The sequence below is a fragment of the Cobetia sp. MMG027 genome (assembly GCF_027947415.1).
GTDB lineage: Bacteria > Pseudomonadota > Gammaproteobacteria > Pseudomonadales > Halomonadaceae > Cobetia > Cobetia marina.
On record NZ_JAQJIO010000012.1, the window covers coordinates 1 to 23170 of the forward strand.

Below are 23170 nucleotides of genomic sequence, written 5' to 3' on the forward strand. Positions count from 1 at the left end.
GTTGGACTGGGGCGCGCAATAAACCGCCCCCCCCCCCCCCCCCCGGGGGGGGGGCCGGTTCTCTTTGTGAGTGAGAAAAGTCGTGCTCTCAGAAGGTTGTGCGAGAGAGGGCCACGGATAAGCGAAGCCCGCTGAAACATTGACTCAAGAAGCCGCTATCATTTTCGTGATAGCGGCTTTCTTGTTTATTAATCAGTACGGAGGGTGAAGTACGGCAGTACTCTGCTGATGATCAGTCTCATGGGCAGGCATTCCACGTTCTCGGGGGATATTCTCTCTACTGCAGAACATGATCGATGACTGCGATGTCATTGAATACCACGCACGGGACTATTCGTGAACGCGCGCAAGGAGGCGGCATGTCGAAATACTTTTCATTTATCCCATCAAGGTCATTGCTGGCAGCGTTGATGGTGCTCTTGATAGGTCTGACGGCTTCAGGAGCAGCATCTGCTGGTGAGCGTGAAGAGAAGATAAAACGTTGCCAGTTCATCAAGAACAAGATCGAATATTATACCGCCATGCGTCGTGGCGGTGGGTCTTCAGGCCAGATGCGTAGTTGGCAGTCTCAGCGCAATGACTACAAGCAGCGTTATCGGGACGAGAACTGTACGCGGGTCCGAACGGCACTGAAGTGATCTGCATCTCGTGGCAATGGCGGTGGTTGCAGCACGACCCCTTGGCTGCAAGTCAGAACAAACGATGCCCCTCAAGAGTGCTTCTCAAGAGGGGCATCGTCGTTCCATCGATCGTTCAGGAGCGTTGGCGCAGGCGCGTCAGCCCTTCCTGAGCGCTGGACGCGACCAATTCGCCATGGCGATTGTAGAGGCTGCCGCGCGAGAAGCTGCGAGCACCGCCTGCCCATGGGCTATCCATCTCGTACAGCAACCAGTCGTTGACGCGAACATCCTGGTGGAACCAGAGTGAGTGATCCAGGCTGGCCATCTGCAGCTCCGGGGAGCCGAAGCGTACACCGTGTCCTCCCAGCGCAGTGGCCAGCAGGTTGAAGTCGGAGCTGTAGGTCAGGAGATAACGGTGCAGAGCATCATCTTCCGGCAGCTCGCCTGAAAGACGGAACCAGAGGCGCTGACGAGGTGGCGCTGATGACGCGCCCTCGCTTGTCGTAGCCGGGGCCTTCATGCGCAGGAACTCGATGGGATGGCCCTCGTAACGTTCGATGCGTGCCCCCTGTTCGATCAACTGCTCAGGGGATTCGATATCGGGCATGGCGAGCTGATGCGTGAAGCCCTCTTCCTTGCCATGGAAGGAGGCGCTGCAGAAGAAGATGGTCTTGCCGTTCTGGATGGCGCTGATGCGTCGGGTCGTGAAGCTGCCGCCATCACGTACGCCATCGACCTGGTAGACGACTGGCTTGTGAGCATCCCCCGGGCGAAGAAAGTAGCCATGCAGCGAATGCACCTTCCGTTCCGAGGGGACGGTGCGTGTCGCGGCGGACAACGCTTGGCCAAGTACCTGCCCCCCGAACAGTTGTGGAAAGCCGAGATCCTGGCTGTGACCCCGGAAGAGATTCTCTTCCAGAGTTTCCAGCCCCAGCAAGGTGACGAGTGATTCAAGCGGTGTCGGTGAAGCGTCGGTCATCGTCCCATCCTTCAGGAAAAAGAGTCACGGCAAGCGGCTTTGATACGAGCAAATGAGCGCGTTGGCATTAGCCGGTATCATGTCGCTTGCGCCAATGACATCAGGATACCGGAGAATGACGGTGAGCGACGAGAGCGTGAGGTCTGAGGCGGCGATGCCTCGCAAGGATCAGTACTACATGCACCGCGCCCTGGATCAGGCGCGGCTGGCATTGGAGGCTGGAGAGGTGCCGGTGGGGGCCGTCGTGGTGAACCCACAGGGGGAGATCATCGGGAGCGGGTTCAATGCCCCGGTCGGGACTCCGGATCCGACGGCACACGCCGAGATTCAGGCACTGCGTTCAGCAGCGGCCAGGCTTGGCAACTATCGGCTTGATGACTGCACGCTCTATGTCACCCTCGAGCCCTGCATGATGTGCAGTGGCGCCCTGATCCACGCCCGTGTGGCGCGCGTGGTATATGGTGCCGCTGAGCCGAAGACGGGGATGGTGGAGTCTCGGGCCAACCTCTTCGTGCAGCCGTGGCATAACCATCAGGTACAGATAGAAGGTGGGGTGCTGGCTGCCCAGGCGAAACGCCTGCTCAAGCAGTTCTTCGCCGAGCGGCGCGCTGCCGCGTTGCCAACCGATGCGTCACCCTGACTCGGCGCCTGCCATGACCCTGCGATGAAGCCGGTGCTTCAAGGGAGCATGAGGCTTCAGGCGGCGACCTGGACCTGATTGCGCCCACTGGACTTGGCGCGATACAGCGCCTCATCCGCCGCCTGGAGCAGTGCTTCCAGTCGCAGAGGTGCTCTGGCCACGCAGGCCATGCCAACCGAGACGGTGACGACACTGTCCGTGGCAGGCTGGGGGAGACCTGCCGCCTGTACGGCACGACGCAGCTCTTCCGCGAGCGTCCGGCCGACAGCACGAGGGCATTCGGGGATGCAGACGACGAATTCCTCGCCGCCGAAACGTGCCAGAATCCCTCCCGCTGCCTCGACAGGCGCTCGCGATACCGAGGCTATCTTCTGCAGATAGCGATCGCCCTCGAGGTGCCCCAGCTTGTCGTTGATCGATTTGAAGAAATCGATGTCCAGTATCATCACCGTCAGTGGCATCTGGCCATTGAAGGTCTGCACCTGCTCGAGGAAATAACGGCGATTGGGGAGCTGGGTCAGCTCATCATGACGTGCCAGCCATTGTATCTCGTTCTGCAGTCGCTCTCGGCGCGTCATCTCTTCCTTCAGGGCATCGTTGGCTTGCTTGACGATGCCATGCTCCTGGGAGACGCGGCGGTACATGTAGACCACCAGGAAGAGCAGATACGAGAGCATGATGCCGGTCAGGAGCGTGACTTCTGGCAGGCGGCCACGGCTTGCTGCGAGGTAATGCTGCGTCGGCTGCAAGCCCAGCGTCAGGTCCGTGGCGGGAAGTTCGATGGGGATTCGATGCCCCCAGGGAGCAAGACGGCTTTCCGGGCCTACATGAATGTAGACATTGCTGCGTTCTGACAACGTGATGGCAAAGGCATCATTGCGGGCGGCATCCAGTGCCTGGTCCAGCAGCGGTGCCAGATCTACCACCATGGCGATGGCGCCGAGGATGTCTCCATCACGCGGATTGCGTACAGGCAGGTAGGACACCATGCCCTTGCCGCCCTGCAGGAGATCGATGATGCCGGTGTGGCCTTCAATGCCCAGCTCCAGCGGATTGCGCAGGGGGGTATCTGGCTGGGCATCAAATAGCCTCACGCCCAGCAGATCATGGTTGCCGCCCTTGTCGGGGAATACCAGAGTCACCACGCTGTCGGGATCAATGAAGGCGATATTCTGGAAGTAATTGAAATCATTGTAATAATTTCGTGCCAGACGTTGCCATTCACCCCGTGAAGGTGTCTGCCCCATCAGGCTCCAGAAGCCGGCGAAGCGCCGCATGGCATTGAGTTGATCATCGATCTCGCGTGACAGCTGTGTCGCGATCTTGTCGCCCAGTACATAGGTCGCCTGGTTGATGCGGTTGTTCTCATCCTTGGTCTGCTGTTGCCACGCCAGAAGACAGACGAGCGTGATGGAGGCAGAGATGGCCAGGGGCAGCACGTTGCGTCGCCACATGCGAGTGAGCGCTGGCAGCAGATCCAGCCATTGTGCAGCCAGAAGCAAGCCCAGGAAGGCAAGCAGCGTGGTTCGCTCCACCCCTACCAGCGGCATGCTGGCCACGGAGAGACTCGGGTCGGCGATGATGGCGAAGATCAGTATGAGAGTCGTCTGCGCCAGCTGTATCGTGGCGCCGAAGCCCAGGCGCATCCGCAAGAGAGAACAGCAGTTGAGCCCCAGGCATGCCAGCAGAATCAGAATCGGAGGGCGAATGTTGGCGACATGCCAGTCACCGGGCAGGGCGGTCAGCAACGCGCCCCAATGATCGACACCGACCCAGCTTTCCGGCAAGAGAAAGGTGCAGGTAAGCACCAGGTTGATGAGCAGGGACATGCCGAGAAACAGTGGACTGAGGAACAGGTTGCGCCAGTGCCACGCAGTCTGTCCTGCCGCCTGCAATGTCAGCATGATCAACAGCAGTGCATTGGCTTCGTGGCCGGCGCGAGGCCAGAGGCCCAGCAAGGCGACGCCGAAGGCAAGCAGGCCAAGCAACATCAAGATGAATCTGCGTGTCATTCCCTGTCCTTAGAAGCTCCTGATGCACCACGCCCCGTGCGCGCTTTTCTCGCCTGTCACGAGTCGCCGACAGGTTTCCCACTACCTTGTTCATGGATCACAGGATCGGGGGGACGGTATCGAAGGGATTGTTGTCCCCTTCATCATCGGTTATCTGGCGCTCATTCAGCTGATAGAACTGCTGCTGACTGCGGTAAACATAGTTGAGTATTTCATAATACCGCCGGATGTTGCGTACATAGATGACAGGCTCACCACCGCGGGCATAGCCATAACGTACCTGTTGATACCATTGGCGTTTCTGCAGCAGAGGCAATGCCTCGCGCACATCCTTCCAGTGGTCGGGGTTGCCACCTTTCATGCGCACGATGCGCCTGGCATCCAGCAGGTGCCCGAGACCGACATTGTAGGCTGCCAATGTCATCCAGGTCCGGTCCGGCTCCTGAATTCCTTCGGGAAGACGTCCCTTTATACTCACAAGATAGCGTGACCCGCCATCGATACTCTGGACGGGGTCCAAACGATTGGCCACGTTCATCTCGCGGGCGGTGGCGTTGGTCAGCATCATCAGCCCACGTACCCCGGTAGGTGACGTCGCTTTCGGTTGCCAATGGGATTCCTGGTACCCCACCGCCGCCAGCAGTTTCCAATCGATGCCGGTATCGCGAGCGGCTTGCTTGAAGGTATCGATGTAGCGCGGGAGCCGCTCTCGTGCCTGGCGGATGAAGGTACGAGCGCCCACATATTCCAGATAGTCATCATGCCCGAAGTACTGGTCGACCAGCTGGTCCAGGGTGCCATCCTCGCTGCGTGTCTCGAGAAAATCGTTGGCAGCGCTCAGCAAGGAGATATCTCCCTGCGCCGGGAAGGCCCAGGCCAGAGTCAATGGGTCCCCCACGGTGAAGCCGTTCTCCACATTGGGGAAGAACAGCCGATTGAGCTTGAACTGGTGGGCGTAGACGACCGCCACGTCCAGGCTGTCTTCCTCGATGCGCTGCAGGAGGTCGGCCACCTCGAGTTCGCCGGTTTCCTTCCAGCTGAGCTCGGGAAGCTGCTGTTGAAGCTCATGCAGAATCAGGCTGGTACCGGCTCCCTTGATGACGCCGATCCGCTTGCCGACCAGATCTTCAAGCTCTCTGGGCGGTTGCATTCCGCGTCGATAGACCACCATCGCCTGCAGTTCGAGAATCGGTCGAGTGAAGCGCAGCCCCTGCTCTGACAGGTCAAGAGGGAGGGTGGCGGCGGCAAAATCGGCCTGATCATCACGCACGCTTCGGGTGAGGGATTCGATATTGTGTTCTGCATCCATCGACAGGCTGACGCCGAGGTAGTCGGCAAAGTCTCGCGCCAGCTCATACTCGAAACCGGTGGGGCCCTGACGGCCACGGTAGTAGGTGGTCGGGCTGTTGCGAGTCACCACCTGAAGGAAGTCGCGCGTGCGAACATCGTCAAGCCGGGAGGGCGGGGCGATCAGGGTCTTTTCCGGCAACAGCAGGGCCAGCGCCATCACCACGAGCGCAAGCCACCGGCGCGAATGGCGCAGCAGTGCTTGCAGGGGCGTGATGAGGGAGGAAAGCGAGGTCTTGAGCATGCGTCAGCATCATTCACGGCAGGGGTTTCACCATACCGACAGCGCTTCACACTGTCATCCAACGCATGTGACTGTCGGGCTTCGTTCACGGGCGGCTTTCACGTATGATATGCGCTTGCTGCCGCCGCTCGGCGGTTGTCCGTTCACGCTGCTTCAGAGGCTTTCCCTGACCATGCTCGAACTGCGAGGCGCGCCTGCCCTTTCCGCCTTCCGTCACTCCCGTCTACTGGCTGCATTGCGCGAGCTGGTGCCGGAGGTGGAATCCCTTCATGCCGAGTACCTGCATCTGGCCGAGGTCGATGGTGAACTGAGCAGTACCGACCGGACCACGCTCGAGCGTCTGCTGGACTACGGCCCCAGTCGCGACGAGAGTTCTCCCGAAGGTCATCTCTTCCTCGTCGTTCCCCGCCTCGGCACGCTGTCGCCCTGGTCTTCCAAGGCCACCGACATCGCTGCCAACTGTGGTCTCCCGCAAGTCCGCCGCCTCGAACGTGGCATCGCCTATCGCATCAAGCTCGACGCCCCTCTGAGCGAAGAACTCTTCGCCACGCTGTCTTCCCGCCTGCACGACCGCATGACCGAAACGGTGCTGACGCGTACTCAGGACGCGGCGCGCCTCTTCCAGCATCAGGCCCCGGCAAAGCTTGCCCATGTCGACATCCTCGGCGGTGGTCGTGACGCACTGGTGCAGGCCAATGGCTCTCTGGGCCTGGCACTGGCGGATGACGAGATCGATTATCTGGTCGAGTCCTTCAAGACTCTGGGCCGCAATCCTGCCGACATCGAACTGATGATGTTCGCCCAGGCGAACTCCGAGCATTGCCGCCACAAGATCTTCAATGCGGACTGGACCATCGACGGCGAAGCGCAGTCGCACTCGCTGTTCAAGATGATCAAGAACACCTACCAGCATCATCCGGATGGCGTGCTGTCCGCCTACAGTGACAATGCCGCCGTCATGGCAGGCCCGACCGCCGGGCGTTACTTCCCGACAGGCGAAGGCCACATCTATACCTATCATCAGGAACCGATCAACATCCTGATGAAGGTCGAGACTCACAACCACCCGACCGCCATCGCCCCCTATCCGGGCGCCGCGACCGGTGCCGGTGGCGAGATTCGTGATGAAGGTGCGACCGGTGTCGGCTCCAAGCCGAAAGCGGGTCTGACCGGCTTCAGCGTCTCCAACCTGCGTATCCCGGGCTTCGAACAGCCGTGGGAGCACGACTACGGCAAGCCGGAGCGCATCAAGACCGCCTACGACATCATGCTCGAAGGTCCGATCGGTGGCGCTGCCTTCAACAACGAATTCGGCCGCCCCAACCTCAACGGCTACTTCCGTACCTATGAGCAGGATGCCTTCGGCGCCGGTGGTATCGAGCGTCGCGGCTATCACAAGCCGATCATGCTGGCGGGCGGCTACGGCAATATCCGCAGTCAGCACGTCGAGAAGGGCGACATTCCGGTCGGTGCCAAGCTGATCGTGATGGGTGGCCCGGCGATGCTGATCGGTCTGGGTGGCGGTGCCGCCTCTTCCATGGCCTCCGGCAGCTCCAGCGAAGACCTCGACTTCGCCTCCGTGCAGCGTGACAACGCCGAGATGGAGCGTCGCGTGCAGGAAGTCATCGATCGCTGCTGGGCGCTGGATGACAAGAACCCGATCTGCTTCATCCACGATGTCGGCGCGGGCGGTCTGTCCAACGCACTGCCGGAGCTGGTCAAGGATGGCGGTCGCGGTGGTCTGTTCGATCTGCGCGCCGTGCCGAGCGCCGAATCCGGCATGAGCCCGCTGGAAATCTGGTGCAACGAATCCCAGGAGCGCTACGTGCTGGCGGTGGCGCCGGAGAATCTGGCCACCTTCGAAGCGCTGTGCGAGCGTGAGCGCTGCCTCTACGCCGTGGTCGGGGAAGCACTGGAAGAGCACGAGCTGATCGTCAAGGATGGTCACTTCGATACGCGTCCGGTCGACCTGCCGATGGACGTGCTGTTCGGCAAGCCGCCCAAGATGTCACGCAGCTTCGAGCGTCAGGCGCTGGAACTGCCGGCACTGGCACTGGACAACCTCGACCCGCGTGAAGCGATGACCCGTGTGCTGCAGCTGCCCACCGTCGCCTCCAAGAAATTCCTGATCACCATCGGTGACCGCTCGATCACCGGCATGGTCGCGCGTGACCAGATGGTCGGTCCGTGGCAGGTGCCGGTGGCGGATTGCGCCGTCACCACCAGCTCCCTCGACAGCCACGTCGGTGAAGCGATGGCGATGGGCGAGCGCACGCCGGTCGCGCTGATCTCGCCGGCCGCCTCCGCGCGTCTGGCCGTGGCCGAGGTGATCACCAACCTCGCTGCCGCGCCGATCGCCAAGCTGTCTGACATCAAGCTCTCCGCCAACTGGATGAGCGCTGCCGATCACACCGGCGAGAATCAGGCGCTGTTTGATGCCGTCCACGCCGTCGGCATGGAACTGTGCCCGGCGCTGGATCTGACCATTCCGGTCGGCAAGGACTCGATGTCCATGCGTACCGCCTGGCAGGACGAGAACGGCGAAGACAAGTCGATCACCGCGCCGCTGTCGCTGGTGATGACAGGCTTCGCGCCGGTCACCGACGCCATGCGTACCCTCACGCCGCAGCTGCGTCGCACGCTGAATGGCGAGGCCGTGGAGACGGACCTGATCCTGATCGATCTCGGCCATGGCGCTCACCGTCTCGGTGGCTCCGCGCTGGCGCAGGTCTATGGACAGGTTGGCAATGACGCGCCGGATCTTGCCAAGCCGGAAGACCTCAAGCACTTCTTCGAGGCCATCCAGCGCTTCAATGTCGAAGGCAAGCTGCTGGCCTATCACGATCGCAGCGACGGCGGCCTGTTGACCACCCTGATGGAAATGTCCTTCGCGGGGCGTGTCGGTCTCGACATCTCCCTCGACTGGACCGCCGCCGAGCCGGGTCAGGCCACCGGCGCGCTGTTCGCGGAAGAGCTGGGTGCCGTGGTGCAGGTGCGTCGCGAGCACACCGAATCCATTCTCGCCGAGCTCAAGGCCGTGGGTCTCGAGCACAGTGGCGTGATCGCCACGCCGCGTCATGATGAGCAGATCAACATCACGCTGCTGGGCCAGAACCTGCTCTCCACCACGCGTGCCAGTGCCGAGCGTCTGTGGGCCGAGACCAGCTATCGCATGCAGGCCGCGCGTGACAACGCCGATTGCGCCAAGAGCGAATTCGAGTCCATCAACGACGTGCGTGATCCGGGTCTCTCCGTCCAGGCCACCTTCGACGTCAACGAGGACATCGCGGCGCCGTACCTGAACACCGGTGCACGTCCGCGCATGGCGATCCTGCGTGAGCAGGGCGTCAATGGTCAGCTCGAGATGGCGGCAAGCTTCGACCGCGCCGGCTTCGAGGCGGTGGACGTCCACATGAGCGACATCCTTGAAGGACGTGTCGATCTGGACACCATGCGGGGTCTGGTCGCCTGTGGCGGCTTCTCCTACGGTGACGTGCTGGGCGCCGGCGGCGGCTGGGCCAAGTCGGTGCTGTTCAATGCGCGTGCGCGTGAACAGTTCGAGCGCTTCTTCCAGCGTGACGACAGCTTCGCGCTGGGCGTCTGCAACGGTTGCCAGATGCTCTCCCAGCTCAAGGAGCTGATCCCGGGGGCCGAGGCCTGGCCGCGCTTCGTACGCAACGAGTCCGAGCAGTTCGAGGCGCGTGTCGCGATGGTCGAGGTCGAGAAGAGTGCCTCGCTGTTCCTCGATGGCATGGAAGGCTCGCGCCTGCCGATCGCCATCGCGCATGGTGAAGGGCGTGCCGAGTTCCGCGACAGCGCTCACCTGCGCAAGATGCAGAGCAGCGGCCAGGTGGCACTGCGCTACGTCGACAACTACGGCCAGACCACCACGCGTTATCCGGCCAACCCGAACGGCTCGCCGTCCGGTATCACCGGTCTCACCACCAACGACGGGCGCGTCACCATCATGATGCCGCACCCGGAGCGTGTGGCGCGCGCCGTCACCAACTCCTGGCGTCCGGATGACTGGGAGCAGGATGGCGCCTGGTTGCGCATGTTCCGCAATGCACGTCGTTGGGTCGATTGATCCCGCGAGAGTGCGCAATGCACAGGTGATGATTGCCTGACCGACGCCCCCATGGTGAACGCCATGGGGGCGTCTTGCGTTCTGACTGACGCGCGAGCCGATTGGCTGGCGGCATCTGGCTCCCTCAACGTGGCGTTCCACGTCGGGAGCTGGGTGTCGGACGCCGGGTGGCTTAAGGTGGGGGATGCCTCGAGGTCTGGGGCACGAATCCCTGCCTGACACATTACAAGGATGTCGTGATGAAGCTGAAATGGTCGCTGTTGCCGCGTTATTCCGTCTTTCTGCTCTGTGTGCTGGGGGCTCTCGTCTGTCTGCTTCTGACGATGCAGACCCCCTGGGTGTGGCCGCTGGCCGTGATCTTCCTGCTGTTGGTCGCCGTCGGCATCAACGACATGCGGCAGTCGGATTACGCCGTGCGGCGCAACTACCCGGTGATCGGCAACATGCGCTATCTGTTCAAGGCGCTGCGCCCGGAGATGCGTCAGTACCTGTTCGAGTCGGATACCGACCAGCTACCGTTCTCCCACAAGCAACGTGAGCTGGTCTATGCCCGCGGACGCCAGCGCAATTCCTCGCAGCCCTTCGGTACCTTGCTGGATGTCTACTCCGACAGTTACGAATTCATCGGACACTCGATGCAGACCTCCGAAGTGCCTGACTTTCGTGACTTCCGTCTGACGATCGGCAATACGCAGTGTGCGCAGCCCTACAGTGCCTCGCTGTTCAACATCTCGGCGATGAGTTTCGGTTCGCTGAGTGGCAATGCCATCCGTGCGCTCAACAAGGGCGCGATGCTGGGAGGATTCGCGCACGATACCGGCGAGGGCAGCATCAGCCCCTACCATCGGGAATTCGCCGGCGATCTGATCTGGGAGCTGGGCAGTGGCTATTTCGGCTGCCGCACCGCGCAGGGGGGCTTCGATGCCGAGAAGTTCGCCCGTCAGGCGGCCAGCGAGCAAGTGAAGATGATCGAGATAAAGCTGAGCCAGGGAGCCAAGCCGGGGCATGGCGGTGTGCTGCCAGCCAGCAAGATCAGCCGCGAGATCGCCGAGACGCGTGACATTCCGATGGGCGAGGACTGCATCTCGCCGGCCAGTCACAGCGCCTTCAGTACCCCTGTCGAGTTGCTGGAGTTCATCCAGCGGCTGAGAGAGCTGTCCGGTGGCAAGCCGGTCGGGTTCAAGATGTGTCTGGGCCAGCCCTGGGAGTTCATGGCCATCGTCAAGGCAATGCGCGAAACGGGAATCGTGCCGGACTTCATCGTGGTGGATGGCAGCGAGGGCGGCACCGGAGCCGCGCCGACGGAATTCACCGATCACCTCGGGACACCGCTGCGCGAAGGGCTGCTGTTCGTCCACAACACCCTGGTGGGCGCGGGGCTGCGTGATGACGTGCGCATCGGCGCCAGTGGCAAGATCATCAGTGCCTTCGATATCGCCTGCGTGCTGGCCTTGGGGGCGGATTGGGTCAATGCCGCGCGCGGTTACATGTTCGCCCTGGGCTGCATCCAGTCGCTGAGCTGTCATACCAACAAGTGTCCGACGGGCATCGCCACCCAGGATGATTTGCGACAGAAGTCGCTGGTGGTGGAAGACAAGGCCGAGCAGGTCCGGCACTTCCATCACAACACCCTGCATGCGCTGGCGGAAATCATCGCGGCCTCGGGGCTCTCGACCCCGTGGCAGATCACTCCGGACCATCTCGTGCATCGCGTGTCGGAGAATGAAGTGCGTCTGTTCTCGCACCTGCACCCCTTCCTGACGCCCGGCGCCTTGCTCAAGGAAGCGGACGATTTCCCCTTCTATCGCCGCGTGTGGGCGATGGCTCAGGCGGACAGCTTCCAGTCACGCTCGCTGGCAGACGTCTCGGGTGCCAAGCGCGAATAGACGTCATGCAAGAGGGTGCCTTGCGATGTCGATTGGCCGGGTGTGGATCCTCTGCGACCAAACGACCGTTTCATGATGGCGTGCGGACAGCCACACTGGACCTCGAGATTGCGCTATCTGTCAGGTGTCTCGCAGATACCTCATGTCGACATGGGCATTGGCTGCCCGTCGTGTCTCGTGAGCAATCGCTGACCGCCGTTTCATTCGCCGTTCGAGGGAGCCGCCATGAGTGATGCCGCAAAGTGCCCGTCCGCACGCCGCGTGACAGTGATGATCAATGAGCATGTCGCCGATGTGCGCCTCAATCGACCCGACAAGCACAATGGACTCGACTGGGCGATGATCGATGCCATCCTCGGTGCCCAGGCAGAGTTGCGGGCACGTGCCGAGGAGGGAGGGCTGCGAGCCATCGTGCTATCCGGAGAAGGCGCCAGTTTCTGCGCGGGGCTCGACATGGCCGCCATCATGGGAGAGGCCGCGCGGGTGCCGCAGTTGCTCGTCGCGGGGGCCAATGGCTGCACGCCTGAGCGCAATACCGTTCAGCAGCTGGCACTGGGCTGGCGGGATGCCGGCGTACCGGTGATCGCGGCCCTGCAGGGCAATGTCTTCGGGGGCGGGCTGCAGATCGCGCTGGGGGCGGATGTCCGACTGTGTGATCCGGATGCGCGCCTGGCGGTGCTCGAGATCGCCTGGGGCATCATTCCTGACATGGGCATCAGCGTCACGGCACGTGGAGTGCGTCCTGACTGGTTGCATGAACTGAGCTGGAGCGGCCGCAAGGTTGCCGCCCGCGAGGCCCTGGAGGCCAGGCTGCAATCCGGCTTGCTCGGCCAGCCGGAGCACATGGAATGTGTTGGCGCCAGGCTTGAAGGCCGCACGCCGCGCTTCTGAGCGCACCTGACCTTCATTCGGGTTATCCACACCCGGTCGCTTTACCGCCGGGGGGCGGGATCAGGATAATGGGTCTTCTGCAGGTGGATGGCTGCCTCACCCCTCATGGGCGGCCATTGCCCCTCAACCTGTGCCCCTTTTCCGTGACCCGGCGAGCTCTCATGTCTGCACCACTCTTTCTGATCATGCCGCTGCCCATGGCCGGCCCACGTGTCCTTGCAGGGAACAGCCGGCATGTTTGAGCTACGTCCCTATCAGCAGGAAGCCGTCCGGCGCACCGTGGAGCATTTCCGCAAGAGTGACGAGGCGGCGGTGGTCGTGCTGCCCACCGGCAGCGGCAAGTCACTGGTGATCGCGGAGCTTGCGCGTATCGCGCGCGGGCGCGTGCTGGTGCTGGCGCATGTGCGCGAGCTGGTCGAGCAGAATCACGCCAAGTACGAATCCTATGGCAAGGAGGCCGACATCTTCAGTGCCGGCCTCAAGCGCAAGCAGGCCGCGCGTCAGGTGGTGTTCGGCTCGGTGCAGTCGGTGGTACGCAATCTCGCGGCCTTCACGCCGGGTGAGCAGACAGGTGCGTTCACGCTGCTGGTGATCGACGAGTGTCACCGGGTCTCGCTGGAGAAGGACGCCAGCTATCGCAAGGTCATCCATCATCTGCGTGAGCAAAATCCACGCCTCAAGGTGCTGGGACTGACGGCGACGCCGTATCGCCTCGGGCAGGGCTTCATCTTCCATCGTCATTATCACGGCATGGTGCGCGGTGATGACGACTGCTTCTTCCGTGACTGCGTGTTCGAGCAACCGTTGCGCCTGATGGTGCGCCAGGGCTTTCTGAGCGAGCCGCGGCGTGTCGATGTCGCCGTGGCGCGCTATGACTTCTCGCAGCTGGCACCGGGGATCGGCGGCAGCTTCCAGGAAGCCGAGCTCAACGAGGTGGTGCAGGGCTCACGCGCGACGCCAGGCATCGTGTTGGATATCGTCTCCCAGGCACGCGAGCGACGTGGGGTGATGGTGTTCTGTTCCACCGTCGAGCATGCCGAGGAGGTCACGGGGCTCCTGCCCGAGGGTGAGGCGGCGTTGATCACTGGTGAGACGCCCGGCGATGAGCGCGAGCGCCTGATCCATGCCTTCAAGGCGCAGCAGCTCAAGTATCTGGTCAACGTGGCGGTGCTCACCACCGGCTTCGATGCCCCGCACGTGGACCTGATCGCCATCCTGCGGCCCACCGAGTCCGTCAGTCTCTATCAGCAGATCGTCGGGCGTGGGCTACGCCTGAGTCCCGGCAAGACGGACTGCCTGATTCTCGATTACGCCGGCAATCCCTGGGATCTCTACGCGCCGGAAGTCGCTACCCCCAAACCGGCAGGGGATACCGAGATCGTGCAGGTCGAGTGTCCCGTGTGCGGCAATGCCAATCTGTTCTGGGGGCGCAAGGATGGGGAGCTGGTGGTGGAGCACTTCGGGCGGCGTTGTCAGGGGCTGGTGGAGTCGCCCGACGGCGAGGGCAAGCCGCTGGTGCAGTGTGATTTCCGCTATCGCGCCAAGGCCTGTCCGCAGTGTGGCGAGGCCAATGACATCGCCGCGCGCCATTGTCACGCCTGTCAGGCGCGGCTGGTGGACCCGGATGACAAGCTGCGCGATGCGCTCAAGCTGCGTGATGCACGGGTGCTGCGCGTCAGTGGCTGGCAGCTGGAGGAGACGCGCAACGGGCGCGGTCTGCCACGCTTGAAGGTGACCTATTACGACGAGGATGGCACCGATCTGTCCGAGTGGTTCGCGCTCGAGACGTCCGCTCAGCGCCATGCCTTTCGCCTGAGCTTTCTCGCCCGGCACCTGCGGGCGCCGGGCAGTGACTGGGCGCCGAAGGACATCGCCGAGGTATTGGCCGGCGAGGAGCGCCTCAAGGCCCCTGACTTCGTCATCGGGCGCAAGAGCGGCCGCTACTGGCAGATTCGTGACAAGCTGTTCGATTACGCCGGGCGCTATCGCACCGGCATCGCGGCGGGGTGAGTCGTCTGCGTGACGCAGAGCATGACGCCCCCCGTACGAGACACGACGTCACGGGGATGCTGATCGGGGGCCGGGATTGTTAGACTGGCCGCTTCATACGTTTCAGGGAGAACTCACAAGGTGAGTGCCACCGATACCTCGGCCAGGCTGGTGTCCGGCTTACGCCCCAGCGGACACCTGACGCTCGGACACTATCATGCCGTGATCCGACGCTGGACCGAGCTGCAGTACCACCACGATGCCTATTTTCTGATCGCCGACTGGAACGCGCTGGCGGTCAGTGGGCATGCGCCCCATGAAATCGAGCAGTACAGCTGGGCCATGGTCATCGATTGCCTTGCCTGTGGGATCAACCCCAAGGTCGCCACCCTGTTCATCCAGTCGTGGGTGCCGGAGCTGACCGACGTGCACATGATCCTGTCCAGCGTGACGCCCAAGGCATGGCTGGAGCGTCTGCCCAGCTATCGTGAGATGGTGGCGGGACTCGGTGAGCAGCAGGGGGCCAGTTTCGCGATGCTGGGTGCCCCTCTGATGCAGGCGGCCGACATCCTGGCGCTGCGGGGCGAGGTCGTGCCCGCCGGACCGGAACAGCGCGCGCACATCGAGTTCACCCGCGAGGTGGCGAGGCGCTTCAACCATCGTTATGGACGCGACGCCGGCTTCGAGGAGCAGGCGGAGCGGGCCATCGCGCGGCTCGGCAAGAAGAGTGGTCGCCTGTATCGCGAATGGCTGAGTGACTATCAGGAAGAGGGGGATCTCGAGGCCTTCGAGCGCGCGCGTGGACTGCTGGCCGAGACCAGCAAGCTCAACCGCAATCAGCAGGAGCGCCTGCTCGGCTATCTGGAAGGCGGCGGGCGGCGCATCCTCGGTGAGCCGGAACACTGGCAGGGGGACAGCCAGCCGCTGCTGGGCATGGAACTCAAGACCCGGTTGTCGTCGCATGAGGAGGCCATCTTCCTGCGCAGTGGGCGTGCCGAGATAGACGCCAGCGTGCGCGAGATGCCCACCGACCCCGCGCGGGTGCGGCGCAGTGATCCGGGCGACCCTGAGCGTTGCCCGCTGTGGAGTCTGCATGAAAGCTTCACTCCCGAAGCGGACCGCAAGTGGGCGGCCGCAGGCTGTCGTGAGGCCAGTATCGGCTGCCTGGACTGCAAGGGCTGTCTGGTCGAGCATATCGATGCCACCCTGACGCCGATCCGCGATCGCGCCGAGGCGCTGGAAGGCGAGCATGGCAAGGTACGTACCATGATGACCGAGGGTGCCGAGCGTGCCCGGGACACCGTTCGCGATACTCTGGATGAGCTGCGACGCGTGATCGGCCTCACCTATCGGTGATCGGCCTTGTACTGGGCGTCGCGAATTCGGCAGGTCCCCGCGCCACCATGACCTTCGACCCCATCGCGACTCTCGGTACCATCATGACTTGGGGGATGGGCCCTGAACGGCTAGAATGCCCGTCCCCCGGTCGCCGTGCGGCTCGATGGTGCCTCCGACGACCCGGTGCATCCTCCGCCCTGGTTCTCCCGACTTCAGCCTCCTGCAGGAGACTTCATGAGCGACCTGCTCGATGGCGCCAGCTTTTCCCTGACCGATGGGCATCAGCCCGCACCGCTGATCGCCGCACCTGCAGCGGGATCGGCCGTGCTGGCGCGCGTCAACGACACGCCGCTCACCGAGATGCCGCAGGATCTCTACATCCCGCCTGAGGCACTGCGGGTCTTTCTCGAGACCTTCGAGGGGCCGCTGGATCTGCTGCTGTATCTCATCCGTCGTCAGAACCTCGACATCCTCGCCATCAACGTCGCGGCCATCACGCATCAGTACATCGAGTACGTCGAGCTGATGCACGCCATGCAGATCGACCTTGCCGGGGAATATCTGCTGATGGCCGCGATGCTGGCGGAGATCAAGTCGCGCAGCCTGCTGCCGCGCCAGCCGAAGGAGAGTGATGATGACGAGGAAGAGGACCCGCGCGCCGAGCTGATCCGGCGTCTGCAGGAGTACGAGCAGACCAAGCTGGCCGCCGAAGGGCTGGACGAGATGCCACGCCAGGGGCGTGACTGGTTCGTCGCCACGGCGGAGCTGCCGGAGCTGGAGACGCGTGTCGTCCACCCTGAAGTGGACCTCTCGGAGCTGCTCGGCGCGCTGTCCGGTCTCCTGCGTCAGGCGGATCTCGTCCAGGCGCACACCATCTCGCGTGAGGTGATGTCGACCCGTGAGCGCATGCTGGCGATCATGAACCTGCTGAGCCACGAGCACTTCACGCCCTTCGAAAGACTGTTCACCCTCGAAGAGGGGCGTGCCGGCGTGGTGGTCAGCTTCATGGCGATTCTGGAGCTGGCCAAGGAGGCGCTGATCGAGGTCGTGCAGAATGCGCCGCTGTCGCCTATTCACGTGCGTGCCCGTACGCCGGAGCCTGACAGCGAGGACGACGAGGACTGGCTGGCACTGGAATTCGCCGACGAAGACGAGGTGGCGGCCGACCAGGGGGCGTTCGATGACGCAGCGTACGATGACGCGGCGTTCGAGGATGCGCAGACGTCACCTTCCTTCCCCCCATCCGACGAGCAGGAGAACGCGCCGTCATGAGTTCGCGCGATGCCCCCCTCGACCAGATCATCGAAGCGGCGCTGCTGGCTGCCGGTGAACCGCTGACGCTGGAGCGTCTGGCGGGATTGTTCGATGAATATTCAAGCCCCACCAAGCCTGCGCTGCGTGAGGCACTGGGCCGGCTGGGAGAGCGCCATCCGGCCGACGCCAGTGCGTTGGAGCTGATCGAGACCGCCAGTGGCTGGCGGCTGCGTGTTCGCCAGCAGTTCTCTCCCTGGGTGTCACGGCTGTGGGAAGAACGCCCGCAGCGCTATTCTCGCGCTCTGCTGGAGACGCTGGCGCTGGTGGCCTATCGTCAACCGGTGACCCGCGGTGATATCGAGCAGGTGCGTGGCGTGACGGTCAGCTCTTCCATCATGCGTACCCTGGTCGAGCGCGGCTGGGTGCGGGTGGTCGGGCACCGTGACGTGCCGGGGCGGCCGGCGGTCTTCGCCACCACGCGCCAGTTTCTTGACGACTTCGGGCTCAAGACATTGGAAGAGCTGCCGCCGGTGCATGAACTGAAAGGCTTCGAAGGACTCGAACAGCTGGAAGCGGAGCTGTATGATGTGCCGCCCTCACAGACCTTGCCGCTGCCGGAAGACCCGGATGGCGAGGGCGACGGGGAGGCATCGGCCGACGATGCGCCGGATCTCGCCCCGTCAGGCCCCGATGCGGCAGCCTCTGATGCGACAGCCGTTGATGCGCCGTCAGCCGAGACTTTCTCGGACGAGACATCGTCAGACGAGACATCGTCAGAGACGACGGGGGCTCAGGTGCCCGCCGACTGGCAGCCGCCGGAGATCACCGCCGAGCAGCTGGAGGAGGCGCTGAAGGCGCGCGCGCTCGATGTCGCGGATGATTCACCGAATACCGCAGGACCCTCCGCCTCACAGGCGGAACATGATCACGCCGGGATGGCGTCCACCGGCTCGGGGTTCGACTTCGCCACGATCGAAGCGCGCCTCAGCCAACGTTTGCGCGGTGCAGAAGATGAGGACGGGGCTGGCGATACGCCACCCAATGACTCCTCCGCTGCCGGGACCGTCGATGATGACGACCCTGCGTAAGCGAAATTCCTATTGATGAAATGGTTCATGTCATGAGCAAGACAGACACTGATAAGCGCAAGGCGTCACGCCAGAACGACGGCAAGTCGACCACTGGCAAGGCCTTCGCGGGCGGCAAGGCGACGGACAGCAAGGCGGCTGGCAAGCACGCTGCCAGCAAGGACGGCGCACAGCCGCGTCGCGACATGGGCAAGTCCACCCGTGGCAGCAAGGCCAATGTCGGCAAGAAGCCGGCCGCCGCCGAAGCCCCGGAATTGCGTCCGCTGCCGCCGCAGGCCAAGGGCGACAAGCTGGCCGACGACGAGAAGCTGCAGAAGGTGCTGGCGCGCTCCGGTCTCGGCTCACGCCGTGAGATGGAAGTCGCGATCAGCGCCGGCCGCGTCAAGGTCAACGGCAAGGTCGCCCAGCTGGGAGACCGCGTCGGCCCCAACGACCAGGTCAGCCTCGATGATCGCCCGCAGAACCTCAAGGGCGCCGAGGAAAGTGCGCGCCGCGTCATCATGTACAACAAGCCGGAAGGCGAGCTGTGCACGCGCAAGGACCCGGAAGGCCGTCGTACCGTCTTCGAGCGTCTGCCGCGCCTGAAAGGTGAGCGCTGGATCGCCATCGGTCGTCTGGACATCAACACCAGCGGTCTGTTGCTGTTCACCACCGATGGTGAGCTGGCCAACCGTCTGATGCACCCGTCGACCCAGATCGAGCGTGAATACGCCGTGCGTGTCATGGGTGAGGTCAAGCGCGAGCACGTCGTCAACATGGTCAATGGCGTCATGCTGGAAGATGGCCCGGCGCGTTTCACCGACGTGCAGGAATTCGGCGGCGAAGGCATCAACAGCTGGTTCCACGTGGTGATCATGGAAGGCCGCAACCGTGAGGTTCGTCGTCTGTGGGACTCCCAGGGGCTGACCGTCAGCCGCCTGAAGCGCGTGCGCTACGGCAACATCTTCCTCGACAAGCGCGCTCGCGCCGGTGAGTGGGTGGAGATGGAGCAGAGCGAGATCGATGAACTGTCCACGCTGGCAGGTCTCGAGCACCGCAAGGCGCCGGCCCTGACGCCGGACGAGCAGAACCGCTGGAGCCGCGACAAGCAGAAGCGTCGTCCAGTGCGCGCCATGAAGAAGCCGCCGCAGCGCACACGCAAGCCGCGCTGAGGCTCTGCGGAGATCGCGTGCCTTGCGCTCACCATCTCCGGCTGGCCTTCCGTGGGCCTGACGTGCATGTCAGCCTCGACATGCCGTCGGCAAGTCTCGCAAGCCCGCGCCTGTCGCGGGCTTGCGTGCATCTGGACGGTGGATGGCGTGGGGATCTCGGGGCGCCATGAGCGGTCAAGCTGGTCATTTGCTTGAAGTTTTTTTGCAAAAGACTTGCGTCGTCTCATGAATGGCGGTATCTTACGCCCCGCTTCGCAAGGGTCGTTAGCTCAGTGGTAGAGCAGTTGGCTTTTAACCAATTGGTCGAAGGTTCGAATCCCTCACGACCCACCATTTCTCGAAATGGTCTCTTGCAAAGCACCCGGCGGCGGGTCGTTAGCTCAGTGGTAGAGCAGTTGGCTTTTAACCAATTGGTCGAAGGTTCGAATCCCTCACGACCCACCATCCGCCACCCAGTTTTGGGTCGTTAGCTCAGTGGTAGAGCAGTTGGCTTTTAACCAATTGGTCGAAGGTTCGAATCCCTCACGACCCACCAGATCTTGCCCCGTGCCTTCATTGGCGCGGGGCAATTTTTGTTATGCGTCAGAAAGATTCCGCGGCGTTGCCTCGACGCACGCCCGGGTACCTGGCGTGAGGTCGACTGGAGCGGGGAGCGTGGCAGGCGTATCCTTGTGCGCGAGCCACGGCTCATGTCCTTCAGAGGATGACGCTCGACAGGACACCGCCAAGGGCGATAGACGCCCAAGGCACCAGTTGCAGTCTGGGGAGCCCAGCTGCAGCGCAAGGGAGGGCCGCCACGCGCCGTTCGTGCTCATGGCCGGGCCCTGACCCACTCAGCACAGGGGGAGCCCCTGTGGGCTAGGTGAGAGACACATGAACAGCCTGACAAATGCCATGCCGGGTCGTGAGGCCCACGATAGCGTCCGCGAGCAGGTGCGAGAGCACCTCGCCCGTGCGTACTGCCCGACCCGTCCCGCGGCAGGGGATGCTGCGCTGATCGCCGAGATCAAGCAGCTGCTCATCAAGCGTGATGCCGTGCTGGTCGCCCATTACTATTGCGATGACGCCATCCAGCAGCTTGCCGAGGACACCGGCGGCTGTGTCGCGGATTCCCTCGAGATGGCGCGCTTCGGCGCCCGTCATGACGCCTCGACGTTGATCGTCGCCGGCGTTCGCTTCATGGGCGAGACCTCCAAGATCCTCTCCCCGGAGAAGCGCGTGCTGATGCCGACGCTGGAGGCGACCTGCTCGCTGGATCTGGGCTGCCCGGAAGACGAATTCGCCGCCTTCTGTGATGCCCATCCCGATCGCACCGTGGTCGTCTACGCCAACACTTCGGCGGCGGTGAAGGCGCGTGCCGACTGGGTGGTGACCTCCTCCATCGCCGTTGACGTGATCGAGCACCTCCACGCGAAGGGCGAGAAGCTGATCTGGGCCCCGGACAAGCATCTGGGCGCCTATGTGCAGAAGCAGACCGGCGCTGACATGCTGCTGTGGGATGGTGCCTGCATCGTGCATGACGAGTTCCGCGCCCAGGGCATCACCGACCTGCTCAAGGTCCACCCTGACGCCGCGGTGCTGGTGCACCCGGAATCGCCGCAGTCGGTGGTGGAGCTTGCCGACGTGGTGGGGTCCACGTCCCAGCTGATCAAGGCCGCCGTCGAGCTGCCTCACGAGCAGATGATCGTCGCCACCGACCGCGGCATCTTCTTCAAGATGCAGCAGGCAGCACCGGGCAAGCAGCTGTTCGAGGCGCCGACCGCCGGCAATGGCGCGACCTGCAAGAGCTGTGCGCACTGCCCGTGGATGGCGATGAATGGTCTCGAGAATCTGGCCGCGGTGCTGCGCCGTGATCCCGCCGAGGCCAACGGCGAGGAAATCTTCGTCGACGACAGCCTGCGTGAGCGCGCGCTCAAGCCGCTGACCCGCATGCTGGAGTTCAATCGTGGCTGATCACGCCGACGCCTGATCGACGAGAGGTGCTGCAGGCAGGCGACGCAAACCGCCGCACCCGAGGAGTCGGGGCGGCGGTTTTTCATTGTCGGCGGGAAGGGGCGGGGGAGATCAGAACGCTTCGATGGCGTTGCGGTAGTCCTTGAAGTCCTCACGCCGCGCATTGATGCGATTGGCCAGCGCGAAGTCGTCTGCCTTGCGCGCCGCCTCATCGGCCAGTTTCAGCTGGGCGAAGGCACTGTCCATGCGTCCCTCGAGCTGCTCGAATTCCGCCCGGTACAGGAAGGCTTCGGCCTGATGCCCGCTGCGGCCACTGGCCTCGGCCGCCAGATTCCAGACCTTGGGATCATCGGGATGTTCGCGGCGCATGTCTTCCAGCTGTTGGCGTGCGCTGGCGGGGTCCTGCTGCAGCCTGACCTCGGCAAGTGCCAGGCGTGTCGGCAGGTAATCCGGCTGCAGGCGCAGCAGGCGTCTGGCGCGTTGCGTGGCCTCGTCATAGCGACGTGCATCCCGGGCGACCTCGATGGCACTGGCGCTGATCAGGGTGAGGTCGGGATGCTTGTCGTGCAGGCGGTCCAGCGCGGCGAGGGCGCTGTCGATCTCGTGATTCTCGGCGGCCGCCAGTGCCTGGTAGTAGGCGATGGCATCCGGATCGGCTGAATCCTCACGCAAGGTCACCAGCCCCTGGGAGGGCTGGCTCAGGTTGAGCGCCAGCAGGGCGCGGGCGCGTATCATCTCGTAGGCCAGCGTGCCCAGCGGATCAGGGGTCGCGGTCTCCAGGGCATCGGCACGCGCCTGGGTGTCACCGATACGTGCTTCGGTGACCGGGTGCGTCAGCAGGAATTCCGGCGCGTTGCTGCCCTGCAGGCTGGCCATGCGCTGCATGGAGCGAAACATGCGGGGCATGGCCTCGGGGTCGAAGCCAGCACGCGCCAGCGCCTCGATGCCGACACGGTCGGCCTCCTGTTCGAAGCGGCGTGAGTAGGCCAGCTGATCCGAGATCGCCGCCGCCTGGGTGCCGGCCATGGTCGCGAGACCGGCCGAGCCGCCACCGCCGGCCGCGATCACCATGCCGGCGAGAAAACCGGCCAGTGTCGGCAGGCGAGTTTCAGCCTGACGTTCCATGTTGCGGGCAAAGTGATGCTGGGAGAGGTGGCCCAGCTCGTGGGCGAGCACCGAGGCGAAGGCGTCGCGGTCCGGCGCGAAGGCGAACAGCCCCGTATTGACGCCGACCACGCCGCCGGGCACGGCGAAGGCGTTCAGCTGACTGCTGGCCACCAGGGTGATGATGAAGTCATTGCGGTCCAGTTCACTCCAGGGCGCCAGCTTGCGAACGATGCCATTGATCCAGTCCAGCGTGATAGGGTCATCCCATTCACGCACGTGGGCGCGGAACTGGCGCAGCCAGGCGCGTCCGATACGATATTCATCGTTGCTGGAAATGCCGCCGCTGGCGCTGCCCAGATCCGGCAGTCCATAGTCGTTCTGCGCCACGGCGGAGGGGCTGGCCAGGGAGGCACCCATCAGCGTCAGGCTGAGCAGCAGGCTGGACAGGGTGACGCGTGTGGTGCGTGCGTGACGAACGCGACCGCTCAAGGGGGACAGCAACGACATGCAGGCAATCCTCTTCAATAAGGTGCAAGGCACAGTCGGCCCGCACGACACATGAAGTGAGCCGGACTGACCTGGCG

Annotated in this window: 15 protein-coding genes and 3 tRNA genes; 14 read left to right on the forward strand and 4 right to left on the reverse strand. The window is 63.4% G+C overall.

The genetic code is table 11. From position 1 onward, the window contains the following. Positions 1-359: 359 nt before the first annotated feature. On the forward strand, positions 360-638 hold the full coding sequence (locus PJK54_RS15605; RefSeq protein ID WP_176494292.1) for a hypothetical protein: 279 nt from the start codon (positions 360-362) through the stop codon (positions 636-638). A gap of 115 nt (positions 639-753) precedes the next feature. Here the strand turns inward: PJK54_RS15605 and PJK54_RS15610 are convergent, their stop codons facing one another. Further along, the gene (locus PJK54_RS15610; protein ID WP_077380196.1) at positions 754-1599 is read right to left on the reverse strand and encodes an acyl-CoA thioesterase; all 846 of its coding nucleotides are present in this window, start codon (positions 1597-1599) and stop codon (positions 754-756) included. A gap of 154 nt (positions 1600-1753) precedes the next feature. Between PJK54_RS15610 and tadA the strand changes: the two genes are divergently transcribed. Next, positions 1754-2239, forward strand: coding sequence for a tRNA adenosine(34) deaminase TadA (tadA, locus tag PJK54_RS15615; RefSeq protein ID WP_083730713.1), 486 nt, complete (start codon positions 1754-1756; stop codon positions 2237-2239). Between the two features lie 56 nt (positions 2240-2295). Here tadA and PJK54_RS15620 read toward each other — a convergent pair whose 3' ends face one another. Further along, positions 2296-4251, reverse strand: coding sequence for a GGDEF domain-containing protein (locus PJK54_RS15620; RefSeq protein WP_077380192.1), 1956 nt, complete (start codon positions 4249-4251; stop codon positions 2296-2298). A 97-nt stretch (positions 4252-4348) separates the two neighbouring features. Further along, complete coding sequence (gene mltF / locus PJK54_RS15625; protein WP_077380190.1) at positions 4349-5842, reverse strand: membrane-bound lytic murein transglycosylase MltF; 1494 nt, start codon at positions 5840-5842, stop codon at positions 4349-4351. 172 nt (positions 5843-6014) lie between these two features. Between mltF and purL the strand changes: the two genes are divergently transcribed. The 12 genes from purL to nadA all read left to right on the forward strand — a co-directional run bounded on the left by purL (position 6015) and on the right by nadA (position 21479). Continuing rightward, positions 6015-9929 (forward strand): phosphoribosylformylglycinamidine synthase, encoded by a 3915-nt coding sequence (gene purL, locus PJK54_RS15630; RefSeq protein WP_077380230.1) that lies wholly within the window; start codon positions 6015-6017, stop codon positions 9927-9929. A 239-nt stretch (positions 9930-10168) separates the two neighbouring features. Continuing rightward, positions 10169-11815 carry an FMN-binding glutamate synthase family protein gene (locus tag PJK54_RS15635; protein WP_077380188.1) on the forward strand — a complete coding sequence of 549 codons (1647 nt, stop codon included), beginning with the start codon at positions 10169-10171 and terminating at the stop codon, positions 11813-11815. Between the two features lie 225 nt (positions 11816-12040). Continuing rightward, a complete protein-coding gene (locus tag PJK54_RS15640; RefSeq protein ID WP_271303316.1) occupies positions 12041-12706 on the forward strand; it encodes an enoyl-CoA hydratase-related protein in 666 nt (221 codons plus the stop codon). 234 nt (positions 12707-12940) lie between these two features. Continuing rightward, entirely contained in the window at positions 12941-14716 is a 1776-nt protein-coding gene (locus tag PJK54_RS15645; RefSeq protein WP_084207879.1) for a DEAD/DEAH box helicase, read from the forward strand. Positions 14717-14836: 120 nt separating this feature from the next. Then, complete coding sequence (locus tag PJK54_RS15650) at positions 14837-16051, forward strand: tryptophan--tRNA ligase (protein ID WP_169477286.1); 1215 nt, start codon at positions 14837-14839, stop codon at positions 16049-16051. A gap of 216 nt (positions 16052-16267) precedes the next feature. After that, a complete protein-coding gene (locus PJK54_RS15655; protein ID WP_271303317.1) occupies positions 16268-17305 on the forward strand; it encodes a segregation and condensation protein A in 1038 nt (345 codons plus the stop codon). Next, a complete protein-coding gene (scpB, locus tag PJK54_RS15660) occupies positions 17302-18375 on the forward strand; it encodes an SMC-Scp complex subunit ScpB (RefSeq protein ID WP_271303318.1) in 1074 nt (357 codons plus the stop codon). Before PJK54_RS15655 ends, scpB begins: the two co-directional genes overlap by 4 nt. A 290-nt stretch (positions 18376-18665) precedes the next feature. Further along, on the forward strand, positions 18666-19526 hold the full coding sequence (rluB, locus tag PJK54_RS15665) for a 23S rRNA pseudouridine(2605) synthase RluB (protein ID WP_240499734.1): 861 nt from the start codon (positions 18666-18668) through the stop codon (positions 19524-19526). Positions 19527-19784: 258 nt separating this feature from the next. After that, positions 19785-19859 (forward strand) — tRNA-Lys (locus PJK54_RS15670). A gap of 36 nt (positions 19860-19895) precedes the next feature. Continuing rightward, positions 19896-19970 (forward strand) — tRNA-Lys (locus PJK54_RS15675). A gap of 16 nt (positions 19971-19986) precedes the next feature. After that, positions 19987-20061: transfer RNA gene (locus PJK54_RS15680), tRNA-Lys, on the forward strand. A 359-nt stretch (positions 20062-20420) separates the two neighbouring features. Continuing rightward, a complete protein-coding gene (gene nadA, locus PJK54_RS15685; protein ID WP_084209590.1) occupies positions 20421-21479 on the forward strand; it encodes a quinolinate synthase NadA in 1059 nt (352 codons plus the stop codon). Positions 21480-21590: 111 nt separating this feature from the next. On the opposite strand, the gene PJK54_RS15690 is transcribed toward nadA, so the two are convergent. After that, the gene (locus PJK54_RS15690) at positions 21591-23093 is read right to left on the reverse strand and encodes a M48 family metalloprotease (RefSeq protein ID WP_271303319.1); all 1503 of its coding nucleotides are present in this window, start codon (positions 23091-23093) and stop codon (positions 21591-21593) included. Between the last annotated feature and the right edge of the window lie 77 nt (positions 23094-23170).